An 11,924-nucleotide genomic window follows, 5' to 3' on the forward strand; every position below is an offset into this window, starting at 1 on the left:
ACGTCCGTGTGGGCGGGTCAGGCGCGTGTGGCCGGGGGCGTCGGCGGTCGGACTGGGCCGTCCGGGTGGTTCGGGGGTGGGGCGTACCGGCTGTCCGGGGGCGGCTCGGCCCGTCCGGCAGGGCCGTGCCGGGGCAGGGGGTACGTCGTCGGGGCGAGCCGTCTCGACGCCGGACCGCATCCGCACCCCCCAGCCGAGGAGGCCCGCACCGCCATGCCGGACGCCGCGCGCATCGACGTACATCAGCATCTGATCCCACCGCACCTCGCCCGTGCGATGTCCGAGCGGGCCGCGGCCCTCGGCTGGCCCGCTCCCGCGTGGGACGTCGCCGGCGCGCTCGCGATGATGGACCGCCGGTCGATCGCCACCGGCCTGCTGTCGTTCCCCGCACCGGTCGCGGCCCCGGACGACCCCGACGGCGCCCGTACCGGGGCCCGGAAGGTCAACGAGTACACCGCCGAGGTCGTCAAGGACCGGCCCGACCGCTTCGGCCACTTCGCCGTCCTCCCGCTGCCCGATGTGGACGCCGCCCTCGCCGAGGCCGTGTTCGCGCTGGACGAGCTGGACGCCGACGGACTGATGGTGCTGTCCAACGCGCACGGCCGGTATCTGGGCGACCCGCTGTTCGAGCCGCTCTGGACCGAACTCGACGCCCGCGGCGCGGTCGTCCTCGTGCACCCCACGGCCCCGCCCGTCGCACCGGTCCCCGGACTGCCCGGCCCCCTGGTGGACTTCCCGTACGACACCGCCCGTACGGCCCTCCATCTGGCGGTGAACGGGGTGCCCCGACGCCACCCCCGTCTCAAACTGATCCTGCCGCACGCCGGTGGCTTCCTGCCCTACGCCGCCCACCGCTTCGCCGTCGCGGCCCGGGTCCACCCGGAGTCCACCCCCGAGGAGCTGCTGAGCGACCTCCGGAGCTTCTACTTCGACACCGCCATCTCCGCCGGCCCGGCCGCCCTGCCCTCCCTGCTCGCCTTCGCCGAGCCCGGCCATGTCCTGTACGGCAGCGACTTCCCGATGCTGCCGGAGCAGTGGGCCACCGGCTTCGACAGTGGACTGGACGACTATCCGCACTGGCGGCCGGGGGAGTTGCACGCCGTCAACCGCGGCAACGCCGAACGGCTCGTCCCCCGGCTCGCCCGGCCCTGATTCCGCGCGAGCGCGGGCGGTCGTCAGGGCTTGCGTGCCACGGCCCCCAACTGGGGTACGACCACGGGCTCGTCACCGGGATCGGGGCGCCACAGGGAGCAGGAGACGAGGCCCGGTTCCAGGAGTGTGAGGCCCTCGAAGTACCGGCCGACGTCCTTGACGGCGCGTGCGGTGACCGGCGGCTTCGCGTGCGCGTTCCAGAACTCCATCGCCTCCAGCTGGAGGTCGCCGCCGAGTTCGGGCTCGGTGGTGGGGTGCGTCAGCACCAGGAAGCTGCCGGGGGCGAGCGGTTCCAGGAGCCGGCGGGCGATGTCCAGGGCCTCGGTGTCGTCGAGGACGAAGTTCAGGATGCCGAGCAGCATCAGGGCGACGGGCTCGCCGAGGTCGAGGGTCCGGGCTGCGCCGTCGAGGACGGTGTCGGGGTCGCGCGCGTCGGCGTCGAGGTAGACCGCGGCGCCCTCCTCGGTACCGCTCAGCCGGGTGCGGGCGTACATGAGCACCGTCGGGTCGTTGTCGACGTACACGACCCTCGACGCGGGCGCGACGCGCTGGGCGATCTCGTGGGTGTTCTCCAGGGCGGGCAGACCGGTGCCGACGTCGAGGAACTGGCGTATCCCCTGCTCCTCGGCGAGATGCCGTACGGCGCGGACGAGGAAGCGCCGGTCGGCGGAGGCGATGTCCCGGATGACGGGGATGAGGCCGGCGACGTGGTTACCGACCTGCCGGTCGACCTCGTGGTGGTCCGTGCCGCCCTGCCAGTAGTTCCAGACGCGGGCGTTGTGCGCCGTACCGGTGTCGGGGCGCCGCTGCGGGGTCTCCTCGGCCTGGGTCTCGCTCACGTCCACGTCCGTCCTCTCCTCCTCGCACGCCCAAGGATGCTACGGCGGCGGGCAGTTGATGCCCGCCGCGGCGTGACGTGGCGTCATTGTGCCGTCGGACCGGCGTCGGCCGCCTCGTCCTTGGCCATGCGCAGGAAGCGCTGGATCGCCCCGACCGACATGTCGAGGGCGTCGGACGCGGCCTGCTCGTCGCCGAACATCTGCACGGCCTCGGCGACGGCCACGGCCAGTTCGGCCTCCGCCTTGCGGACCTTGCCCTCGGCCTTGTCGACGGTGTCGACGACGGCCAGCTGACGGCGCTGCTTCTCCTGAAGCCGCTGTTTACGGGAGAGGGTCTTGTCGGTGCTCTGCACAGTCATGACCAAGATCATAATTCCTCGGAGGCCAACGCCCGTACAGGTCCGGGAAGTTCACCCCGGCCGACCGGGGTCTGTCCGGTCCGGCCCACTGTTCCGCCACACCCAGGCCGCGATGCCGACACGATTGCGGGCACCGAGTTTGCGCTGGATGTTGGCCACATGGGTCTTGGCGGTGCCGGCGCTGACGAAGAGCGCGGTGCCGATCTCCGCGTTGGTCCGTCCCTGCGCCACCAGCGCCGCGACCTCCGCCTCCCGGTCGGTCAGCGGTTCCGTCGGACCGGGTGGTGCGGGGCGTCGGCGCGGGGGCCGAGGTGGCGCAGCAGTCGTACGGTGACCGACGGGCTGATGAGGACGTCGCCCGCCACGGCCGCGCGGACGGCCTCGGTGAGCAGGGCGGGCCCGGACCGCTTGAGCAGAAAGCCGCAGGCGCCGTTGGCCAGGGCGGTGTGGACGTACGCGTCGAGGTCGAAGGTGGTGACGACGATGACCTTGGTCGGGTCCACCGCGTCGGGGCCGGCCAGGACGCGGGTGACCTCCAGTCCGTCCGGTCCGGGCATACGGATGTCGGCGAGGACGACATCGTCCGGCGGGCGCACCCCGACGCTGGTACCGGTCCCGAACCGGCCCACGACGGGCCGGAACCCCAACTCGCCCTAGGGAGCACTGACATGACGTCATCCACGCCCGCGCCGGACCACCGCCGAACCGCCCGACGGCCGACCGGTCCGCGCCGCCCCCGTGTCCTCGCCCTGGCCGCCGCCCTGTCGTTCACCCTCGCCACGGGCGCGAACGCGGCGACCGGGTCCGCCGGGTCCGCCGCACCCCGAGAGTCCGACGCACGCACCCACCCCGCCGGATCCGCCCTTCCGCAGCTCAAGCGCCTCATCCAGCGCCAGGCGGACGCGTGGAACCGGGGAGACGGCACCGCCTTCGCCGGCACCTATGCCGAGGACGCCGAGTTCATCACCTTCGACGGCACACACCTGCGCGGCCGGGAGGAGATGGCCCGCGACTTCCAGATCTACTTCGACGAGTACACGAAGGGGACCCGCCTGGTCTTCACCGAGGTACCCGTGACCCTGCGCCGTCCGACGCCCGACACAGCCGTCATGATCACCACCGGCTGTGTCGCCGACCCCGGTGAACCGGAATGCCGTCCGGACAGCCATTCCGTCCAGACCTATGTGGCCGCCCACCGGGAGCGCGGCTGGGAACTCGTCTCCTTCCAGAACACCCGGGTCCGGGGGCTCCTGCCGTCGCCGCGCGTGTGACGGACCCCGCCCCGGGGAGGCGAGTTCGGTCTTCCCTCCGGCAAGTCGCGGCGAATGGGGGAGAGTTGGGGAGGCGAACCACCCGGCGACGCGAAGGGATCCCTCATGGCACGGACGTTGGACCGGGTGCTGGCGGTGGTGGCGGAGCGGCGGGCCGAGTTCGAGGAGAAGCGGCACATCCCGCGAGACGTGATCGCCGTGTTCAAGGAGGCGGGACTCTACCGGGCGAGCGCGCCGAGGCGATTCGGCGGCGACGCCCTGCCGCCCGCCGAGTTCCTCCGTCTCGTTGAGCGGATCTCGGTCGTCGACGGCTCGGCCGGCTGGGTCGCGAGCTTCGGATCGGCCCTGGTCTATCTGGCCGCCCTGCCGCTGGACACCCAGGCCGAGTTGTACGCCGACGGGCCCGATGTCGTCTTCGCGGGCGGCCTGTTCCCCGTACGGCCCGCCAAGCGGGTCGCGGGCGGCTACCGGGTCGCGGGCCGCTGGAGGTTCGCCAGCGGCTGCATGGCCGCCGACGTGCTCGGCGTGGGCATCAAGGCCGGAGCGGAGCGGGCCGGACGGCCTCTCACCGCCGTACTGCGCCCCGACCGGGTGAGGATCGCCGAGAACTGGGACGTGGTCGGTCTGCGCGGCACCGGCAGCCATGACCTGGAGGTCGACGGCGAGGTCGTGGGCGAGGAGTGGACGTTCGTGCGCGGCGGCAGGGCCACCGTCGACGAACCCCTCTACCGGTACCCGACCGTTGCGTACGCCTCCCAGGTCCTGGCCGTCGTCGGCCTCGGTGTCGCCCGTGCCGCCCTCGACCACGTCGTCGCACAGGGCGGCAGGCCCGGCCACACCGGCGCTCCCAAGCCGGCCGAACGCGCCACCTACCGCATCGCGGTCGGCCGGGCGGAGGCCCGACTGCGGTCCGCCCGCGCCTTCTTCTACGAGGCCACGGAGGAGACCTGGGCCGCGGTCGAGGCGGGCGACCCCGCGACCGCCGGGCAGGCGAGCACCCTGCGCCTGGCATCCGCCCACCTCGCCAGGACGTCCTTCGAGGTCGTACGGGCCGCCTACCAACTCGGCGGTATCGACGCCGTCGACGAGGCGAGCCCCCTGCAGCGGTACCTGCGTGACGCGTCGGTCGTACCGCAGCACGCCTTCCTCCAGGAAGGCGTGTACGACGGTGCGGGCGCCGTCCTCATGGGCGTCGACCCCTTCCCCGGCTACCCCTGAACCCGTGCGGTCCGCCCGCGCGGCGTGACGGGTGCGCGGCCCGGCGGACCGGGCAGAGTGGGACGGCGCGCACACGCCGTGCGCCGCCGGGCGTGGCGCCGGTCGCACGAGCCCACCCGGTGAAACATGCGAAAGGGGACCATGACCTCTCCGACCTTCGTCTACGGCACGGGGCGCAGCGGTTCGACGGCGCTGTCCCGCATCCTCAACGCCCACCCGGACGTACTGAGTCTGAACGAGTACATGGCCTCCGTCGGCGACGCGGCCTTTCCCGCGGGGGAGGTGGACGGGGAGCAGTTCTGGCAGGCCCTCTACCGTCCGGCGCCGCACTTCGAGCGGATGATCCGCAGCGGTGTGCCGCTGCCGGAGTTCCTGTACACCCGCAGGCCCGGCAGATACGCGTCCGGGACGACGGGTATTCCCGCGCTCTCCCTGATGGTGCTGCCCCATCTCACCGACGACCCGGACGGGCTCCTCGACGAACTCGGCGCGGCGGTGGTCCACTGGCCCCGGCGCACCGCCGCCGAGCACCACCGGGCCCTGTTCGGCCTGCTCTGCGCCCGGTTCGGACGCACCGCCGTCGTGGAGCGCTCCGGCTATTCGACCGGCTGGGCACCGAGACTGCGGGCGGCGTTCCCCGACGCCCGGTTCGTGCACCTGTTCCGTGACGGCCCGGACTGCGCCCTGTCGATGAGCCGCCATCCCGGCTACCGCGCGATCTCCCTGCTCCGCGAGATCAAGGCCCGTTGCGGTGTCGACAGCTTCGCCGACCTGACCCCCGAGCACGTCCGCGCGCTGCCCCCGGACCTGGCACCCCTGCTCGGTGAACGCTTCGACCCCGCCCTGGTGCGCGACCGGCACATCCCGCTGCGTGTCTTCGGCGCCCTGTGGTCCGAACTGGTCACCGAGGCGACGGAGTTCCTCGTCCGGCTGCCCGCCGACCGGCGTGCCACCCTCTCCTACGAGCGTCTCCTGGACCACCCCGCCGAAGAGCTGACCCGCCTGGCGGAGTTCATCGGTGTGGACCCCCTGCCGCACTGGCTGCACACCGGGTCCGCCCTGCTCGACCACGGCCGGCGCGGCTCCGCCCTGAGTCTGCCCGCAGCCGAACTGGCCGGACTCCGGGACGACTGCGCTCCCGGCGCCCGCGTCCTGCGGGCATAGCGTTCACCCTCATTGATTGCAACGAACTGAGGAGATCTCGTTGCGTTGAAAAGTGATTGAGTGCAACGAAATATCGGCTCCCACCTGCCAATATCTCTGATCTACGCAATAACTATGTTGCTGACCTTGTGAATGCAACGTAGCGTTTGCGTATCGAGAAACAAGCGGGCGATCAGGGGGCCGGTCATGGAGGCAGTACAGAGTCGGCAGCAGGCGGCACCCGGCGCCTTCACCGCCTTCGCCCGCTTCGTGGTCTGCGGCGGTGGTGTCGGCGTCGCCTCCAGCTTCGCCGTGGCGGCCCTGGCCTCACGGCTGCCCTGGGCCCTGGCCAACGCCCTGATCACCGTGGTGTCCACGCTCCTCGCCACCGAACTGCACGCCCGCTTCACCTTCGGCGCGGGCGGGCGTGCGACCTGGCGTCAGCACGCGCAGTCGGCCGGGTCGGCGGCGGCGGCGTACGTGGTGACCTGCGGGGCGGTGCTCGTCCTGCGGGAGTCGGTCGCCGAGCCCGGTGCGCTGCTCGAACAGGTCGTCTATCTGTCGGCCTCCGCGCTCGCCGGGGTCGCCCGCTTCGCGGTGCTGCGCCTCGTCGTCTTCGCGCGGAACCGCCCCGGCCGGACGCTCTGCCTCGTCGCCTGACCGTCGGGCGGGGGCCGGGCGGGCCGGGTGCCGCGCTACTCCGCGGAGCCGCTTCCGGCGTAGGCGATGTCCGGCCGGGGCGGCTGTGCCATGCCGGCCCCGAGGAAGTAGTCGGGGTGGTGGGACTGCATGTAGCCCTTGAACGTCATGGCGTTGCGGTAGGCGGGGTTGTGGGCGAGGGTGTACAGCCGGGTGCTGGTCGGCTGGTTCGTGGTGAACACGATCAGCTCGTCGTGGGCGGCGTCGGTGTACACCGCTTCCTCGCGCCAGTCGCCGACCAGGTCACCGACGAGGGTGGGCCCGCCCTGCGCGGCCGTGACCGCGCCGTGGTTCCAGGTGCTGACCAGCCGGGGCAGACCGCCGGTCGGCGTGGGGTTCAGCGGGTTCCACTTCTCGATCTTGCCGTCGTTGAGCAGTTCCATGGTGAGGTCGCCGTCCCACCACAGGCCCAGCTGGGGCCACGGGCGCAGCGCGCTGTTCGGTTCGGTGAGGCGGTCGGCGGCCGCGTTGTACAGGCCCGAGAAGGACCAGACCTCCATGCCGGGGAAGCGGGCGTCGACATCACCGGCCATGCCGCGTCCTACGTCGGCGGGGGCGCCGGTGTGCCGCCAGATCACGGAGCCGGTGGCGGCGTCGTAGGTGTACTCCAGCAGACCGCTCGGGTTGTCCTGCTGGACGCCGTAGCCTTCGAGCCCGGGGCGGCCGGGGTCCAGGTCGGCGAGGTGGAAGCGGTCGCCGTGGACGATGCCCTGGGGTCCCATCGAGTACCGCAGCGAGCCGTCGCCGTCGAGCACGAACCCGATCTCGGCGACCTCGTCCGTGCCGTCGCCGTCGACGTCGACGGCACGGGTGTTGTGCCCGTCGGGCGCGTTCCGGTCGCCGCGCAGCCAGGTCCACTCCTGCCGGAGCGCACTGCCGGTGAAGCGCCAGGCGGCCATCATCAGGTTGAAGGACCCGTCGTCCCGCCGGTTCTTCATGTACGCGACGAGGCTGGGCGTGGTGCCGTTGAGATACGCGACCCCGAGCCGGGCGCCCATCGGACCGTCGGCCAGGTAAGTGGTGGGCACCGCCGCCCAGTTGCGCAGCGCCCCGGTGCGGCCGTCGAGGACGGCCATGAACTGGCGTGCGTCGTCCGCGTGCGTCCAGGTCGTCCCGTCGCCGAACCGCACGCCGTCGGCGATCTTCAGGGCGACCTCCGCGCGGCCGTCGCTGTCGAAGTCGTAGACCGTGACACCGTCCCAGTGGCCCACGTCGATCGTGGACGACCCGGGCTCGATGTTGTCCTGGTTCCGGCTGTTCGGGCCCAGGTCCACGTCCCACAGGAACTGCCCGCGGCCGGTGTACGCCTCCAGCCGCTGGGGCGAGGTCTGCCGGTCCACGACGTAGTCGTACTCGCCGTCGCCGTCGAGGTCACCGGCCCAGACGAACTTCACCGGGCCGCCGGAGCGCAACGGCACCCGGACCACCGGCTCCGTCGCGTGGTTCGCCGTCAGGGTGAAGGCCCCGCTGGGCGCCTGCTCCTGACCGCCCACCACCGGTGCCACGCGATAGCTGTTGGCGCGGGTCAGGTCGGCCGTGGTGTCGGTGAAATTGGTCCCGCCGGTCAGGACGGACGCGGTGAGTCTGGTGTACGCGCCGCCGCCGGTCGACCGGTAGACGTGGAAGCCGATGCCCTCCGGGTCGAGCCCCAGCAGCCGCCAGGAGACCAGGACTTGAGCCGAACCGGAACGCACCGCGACGACCCCGCGCCCGAGGTTCTCCATCATCCGCGCGGCCCGCACCGCCGGGGCGCCCGCCGGGGCGCCCGCCGGGGCGCCCGCCGGGGCGTCCGCCGGAGCCGCGGCGGTGCTCGCGCCGGACGGCGCGAGGCTCGTCGGCCCGGTGAGCAGCGCGGCACAGACGGCCAGTGCCATTGCAGTCATGCGCATGACAATCACTCCTCTTCGTGCGGAGTCGAAACCCGGGGAGAACCGGGGGAGTTGAACCGTTTACACGCTTGCGATGGAAGCAGCGAGAGGTAGGACAGTCAAGGCGCCTGCAAACGCTTTCACACCCGCTTGCCCTCGGGACGGTCGTCGCCGTCCTCCGTCCACTCCGCCCCGGTACGCAGCCGGAAGGCGGCGACGGCCGCCTCCACGGTGGGGAAGAAGTGCCGGGGGTCGATCGTGCGCGTCAGCCCGTACCGTTCGATCTTGCCGCGGACCGGGTCCTTCAGCTCGGCGAACACCAGATGCACACCACGGGCGTTGAGCGCCTCGTCGAGCTCCTCCAGGACGTCCGAGGCGGTGGTGTCCACATCGGTCATGGGCTCCGCCGCGATCACGATCCAGGTCGGCCGCGGGTCGGCGCCGGCCAGCCGGTTGATCTCGTCACGGAAGGCCTTGGCGTTGGCGAAGAAGAGCGGGGCGTCGAACCGGTAGATCACCAGGCCCGGCAGCCGCCCGGCCCCCGGATGGGAGCGGATGTCGTGGTACCCCTCCAGGCCGGGGACCCGCCCCAGCACGGTGTTGTACGGCCACCACGCGCGCCGGAAGACGTTCAGCACGGACAGGCCCACGGCGACGGCGATGCCCGGCAGCACCCCGAGCAGCGCCACGCCGACGAACGCCGCGAGACAGAGGAGGAACTCCGCCCGGCGCTGCCGCCACAGCCGTACGGCGCCCGGAATGTCGGCCAGGGACAGTGACGCGGTGATCACCACGGCGGCCAGGGCGGGCTGGGGCAGATCCCGGAACAGACCCGGAACCAGCACGAGCATGAGGACGATCAGCGCCGCGCCGACCACGCCCGTGAGCTGGCTCCTCGCCCCCGCGCGCTCCGCGACCGCCGTACGGGAGCCGCTGGTGCTGACCGGGAAACCCTGGAAGAGACCGGCCGCCAGGTTCGCGACGCCTACGCCGGCCATCTCCTGGTTGCCGCGGACCTCCTGACCCGTGCGCGCCGCGAAGGCCGACGCGTTGGAGATGGTGTCGGCCAGGGACACCAGCGCGATGCCCAGCGCACCGGCGAACAACGGCGCGAGATCGGCGAGCCGGATCTCCGGGACCGTGAACGGCGGGAAACCCTCGGGCAGTTCACCGACCAGCTTCACCCCGTGCCCGCCGAGGTCGAACACGACGGCCGCGCCGATCGCCAGCACCACCATCACCAGCACGGCGGGGATCTTCGGCAGCAGGCGCTGCAGGACGAGGATCAGCGCGATGCCACCGATGCCGACCGCCGCCGCGGCCGGTACCACCGCCCCGTCGGCGAGTCCCCGGACGAGACCGGCGCACTCGCCGAGCAGATCGTCCGCGTCGACCTTGAAGCCGAGCAGCTTGGGCAGCTGCCCGATCAGGATCGTCAGGGCCAGGCCGTTCATATAGCCGATCATCGTCGGCTTGGAGATCAGATCGGCGACGAAGCCGAGCTTCGCCACCGAGGCCAGGATCATGATGGCCGCCACCATCAGCGCGAGCACCGAGGCCAGCGCCACGGCCCGGTCGGGGTCGCCGTCCGCCACCACCAGCGGCAGCACGGTCGCGGCGATCATCGGCCCGAGCGAGGAGTCCGGACCCAGCACCAGGATCCGGGACGGCCCGCACACCGCGTAGCCGAGCAGACAGAGGATCGTCGTGTACAGCCCGGTGATGGGCGGCAGACCCGCCAGCTCGGCGTACGCCATGCCCTGAGGCACCAGCAGTGTGGTGAGGACGACCCCCGCGACCAGATCCTTGACCAGCCACTCGCGCCGGTACGACGACACCGCGCGGACCCCGGGAACGGCCCGCAGCCGGGGGAGCAGTCCCCGGCCGTTGTGCTCGGTTCTCACAGACCGTCCTTCCGTCCTGCCCCGCCGCTCCCGGTCTTCCCCGGCCGGCGTCACGAGTGCGTCGAGCGTGCACGCGCGGCAAGCGTGGCACGAGAACGGTGGTCCCGTGCGCGCGAGGTCAGGCGCCGGCCCCCGGATGCCGGGCGTACGACGCCCCCGGACTCACCCGCTCTTCGCTCCGAGCGCCTTCCGGGCCCGGCGTTCGGCCAGGATCGGGACGTAGGCCCGGACCCTGGCCAGCCGGAACGAGTCGTACGCGGCCCTCACCGTCGCCTCGACGGTGGCCGGGTCGACCGAGGGGAAGGCCGCGCTCAGCCGCGCCGCCATGTTCCGGACGGACGCGAGTTCGTCCTGCGAAAGCTGCTCTTCGACCGCCATGGACGCACTGATCCCCATGTCCCACGACCTCCGCACCGCAGAACCACGGACCCCGCCACCGCCTCGACAGGATCCCTCGGCCCCATTGTCCGCGCGCTCACACAAGATCGCCTCTCCCCGAGCGGCCGGTTCGGGAACAGCCGGTACGGCCGGTGCGGTTGCATCGACCGAGGGACCCGGGTGTGCCGCACGCGCACCCGGACCCGGACGTGGACGCAGACGGATTTCGCAGGAGGACTTTTCCATGACTGACCGGCCGTTGACGCTGATGGCGGTGCACGCTCACCCCGACGACGAGGCGACCGGAACCGGAGGGGTCCTCGCGCGGTACGCGGCGGAAGGCATCCGCACGGTTCTCGTGACGTGTACCGACGGCGGTTGCGGTGACGGGCCGGGGGGCGTCAAGCCGGGCGATCCCGCACACGATCCGGCGGCGGTCGCCTCGGTACGCCGCCAGGAACTCCGGGCGAGCTGCGACGTCCTGAAGATCAGCGACCTGGAGACCCTGGACTACGCGGACTCCGGGATGGCCGGCTGGCCCGGCAACGACGCCCCCGGATCGTTCTGGCGGACCCCCGTGGCGGAAGGCGCGGCCCGGCTCGCGGACCTCATGCGGCACTACCGGCCCGATGTGGTCGTCACCTACGACGAGAACGGCTTCTACGGCCACCCCGACCACATCCAGGCCCACCGCATCACCATGGCGGCCCTGGACCTGCTGACCACGCCGGCACCGAAGGTGTACTGGACCACGATGCCGCGCTCGACGATGCGGCGGTTCGGCGAGATCATGCGCGAGTTCCATCCGGACATGCCGGAGCCGGACCCCGCCGAGGCCGCCGCGCTGGCCGAGATCGGTCTCCCCGACGAGGAGATCACCACCTGGGTGGACACCACCGCGTTCAGCGGTCAGAAGTTCGACGCGCTGGCCGCGCACGCCAGCCAGGGCGAGAACATCTTCTTCCTCGGGATGGGCAAGGAGAGGTTCGGTGAGCTGATGGGCACGGAGACCTTCGTACGCGTCCGGGACACCACCGGCGCGGCCGTACCCGAGAACGATCTCTTCGCCGGACTGCGCTGACCCGCCCGGTGA

The 11,924-nt window shown here is 72.0% G+C and carries 11 protein-coding genes and 1 pseudogene; 6 read left to right on the forward strand and 6 right to left on the reverse strand.

What is annotated here, in order from left to right; translation table 11 throughout:
• Positions 1-213: 213 nt before the first annotated feature.
• Complete coding sequence (locus tag J8M51_RS30525; RefSeq protein WP_086754488.1) at positions 214-1,152, forward strand: amidohydrolase family protein; 939 nt, start codon at positions 214-216, stop codon at positions 1,150-1,152.
• A 23-nt stretch (positions 1,153-1,175) separates the two neighbouring features.
• Here the strand turns inward: J8M51_RS30525 and J8M51_RS30530 are convergent, their stop codons facing one another.
• From J8M51_RS30530 to J8M51_RS30540, 3 genes and pseudogenes are all read right to left on the reverse strand, one after another.
• Complete coding sequence (locus J8M51_RS30530; protein WP_086754498.1) at positions 1,176-1,991, reverse strand: SAM-dependent methyltransferase; 816 nt, start codon at positions 1,989-1,991, stop codon at positions 1,176-1,178.
• Positions 1,992-2,074: 83 nt separating this feature from the next.
• Positions 2,075-2,350, reverse strand: coding sequence for a hypothetical protein (locus J8M51_RS30535; protein WP_086754500.1), 276 nt, complete (start codon positions 2,348-2,350; stop codon positions 2,075-2,077).
• Positions 2,351-2,401: 51 nt separating this feature from the next.
• Positions 2,402-2,979, reverse strand: a pseudogene (locus J8M51_RS30540) (LuxR C-terminal-related transcriptional regulator).
• A gap of 39 nt (positions 2,980-3,018) precedes the next feature.
• Here J8M51_RS30540 and J8M51_RS30545 point away from each other — a divergent pair.
• The 4 genes from J8M51_RS30545 (at position 3,019) to J8M51_RS30560 (ending at position 6,642) form a co-directional block, all read left to right on the forward strand.
• Positions 3,019-3,621: an SgcJ/EcaC family oxidoreductase gene (locus J8M51_RS30545; protein WP_086754490.1), complete on the forward strand. Its 603-nt coding sequence runs from the start codon at positions 3,019-3,021 to the stop codon at positions 3,619-3,621.
• A 105-nt stretch (positions 3,622-3,726) separates the two neighbouring features.
• Entirely contained in the window at positions 3,727-4,839 is a 1,113-nt protein-coding gene (locus J8M51_RS30550; RefSeq protein ID WP_086754492.1) for an acyl-CoA dehydrogenase family protein, read from the forward strand.
• Between the two features lie 141 nt (positions 4,840-4,980).
• Positions 4,981-6,003 (forward strand): sulfotransferase family protein, encoded by a 1,023-nt coding sequence (locus J8M51_RS30555; protein WP_086754494.1) that lies wholly within the window; start codon positions 4,981-4,983, stop codon positions 6,001-6,003.
• A 186-nt stretch (positions 6,004-6,189) separates the two neighbouring features.
• On the forward strand, positions 6,190-6,642 hold the full coding sequence (locus J8M51_RS30560; RefSeq protein WP_216588182.1) for a GtrA family protein: 453 nt from the start codon (positions 6,190-6,192) through the stop codon (positions 6,640-6,642).
• A gap of 35 nt (positions 6,643-6,677) precedes the next feature.
• Here J8M51_RS30560 and J8M51_RS30565 read toward each other — a convergent pair whose 3' ends face one another.
• The 3 genes from J8M51_RS30565 to J8M51_RS30575 form a co-directional block, all read right to left on the reverse strand.
• A complete protein-coding gene (locus J8M51_RS30565; RefSeq protein WP_267299603.1) occupies positions 6,678-8,570 on the reverse strand; it encodes a rhamnogalacturonan lyase family protein in 1,893 nt (630 codons plus the stop codon).
• Positions 8,571-8,689: 119 nt separating this feature from the next.
• Positions 8,690-10,453 carry a SulP family inorganic anion transporter gene (locus J8M51_RS30570; protein WP_086751788.1) on the reverse strand — a complete coding sequence of 588 codons (1,764 nt, stop codon included), beginning with the start codon at positions 10,451-10,453 and terminating at the stop codon, positions 8,690-8,692.
• A gap of 162 nt (positions 10,454-10,615) precedes the next feature.
• Positions 10,616-10,849 carry a three-helix bundle dimerization domain-containing protein gene (locus tag J8M51_RS30575; RefSeq protein WP_086751786.1) on the reverse strand — a complete coding sequence of 78 codons (234 nt, stop codon included), beginning with the start codon at positions 10,847-10,849 and terminating at the stop codon, positions 10,616-10,618.
• 226 nt (positions 10,850-11,075) lie between these two features.
• Here J8M51_RS30575 and J8M51_RS30580 point away from each other — a divergent pair, with 226 nt between their 5' ends.
• On the forward strand, positions 11,076-11,912 hold the full coding sequence (locus J8M51_RS30580) for a PIG-L family deacetylase (RefSeq protein WP_086751784.1): 837 nt from the start codon (positions 11,076-11,078) through the stop codon (positions 11,910-11,912).
• The last annotated feature ends 12 nt before the right edge of the window (positions 11,913-11,924 follow it).

This window comes from Streptomyces griseiscabiei (genome assembly GCF_020010925.1).
Lineage (GTDB): Bacteria > Actinomycetota > Actinomycetes > Streptomycetales > Streptomycetaceae > Streptomyces > Streptomyces griseiscabiei.

Coding starts and splice junctions, on each gene's coding strand:
- J8M51_RS30555 (WP_086754494.1), top strand. CDS start 4,981: ATGACCTCTCCGACCTTCGTCTACGGCACGGGGCGCAGCGGTTCGACG.
- J8M51_RS30560 (WP_216588182.1), top strand. CDS start 6,190: ATGGAGGCAGTACAGAGTCGGCAGCAGGCGGCACCCGGCGCCTTCACC.
- J8M51_RS30525 (WP_086754488.1), top strand. CDS start 214: ATGCCGGACGCCGCGCGCATCGACGTACATCAGCATCTGATCCCACCG.
- J8M51_RS30550 (WP_086754492.1), top strand. CDS start 3,727: ATGGCACGGACGTTGGACCGGGTGCTGGCGGTGGTGGCGGAGCGGCGG.
- J8M51_RS30575 (WP_086751786.1), bottom strand. CDS start 10,849: ATGGGGATCAGTGCGTCCATGGCGGTCGAAGAGCAGCTTTCGCAGGAC.
- J8M51_RS30565 (WP_267299603.1), bottom strand. CDS start 8,570: ATGCGCATGACTGCAATGGCACTGGCCGTCTGTGCCGCGCTGCTCACC.
- J8M51_RS30545 (WP_086754490.1), top strand. CDS start 3,019: ATGACGTCATCCACGCCCGCGCCGGACCACCGCCGAACCGCCCGACGG.
- J8M51_RS30535 (WP_086754500.1), bottom strand. CDS start 2,350: ATGACTGTGCAGAGCACCGACAAGACCCTCTCCCGTAAACAGCGGCTT.
- J8M51_RS30580 (WP_086751784.1), top strand. CDS start 11,076: ATGACTGACCGGCCGTTGACGCTGATGGCGGTGCACGCTCACCCCGAC.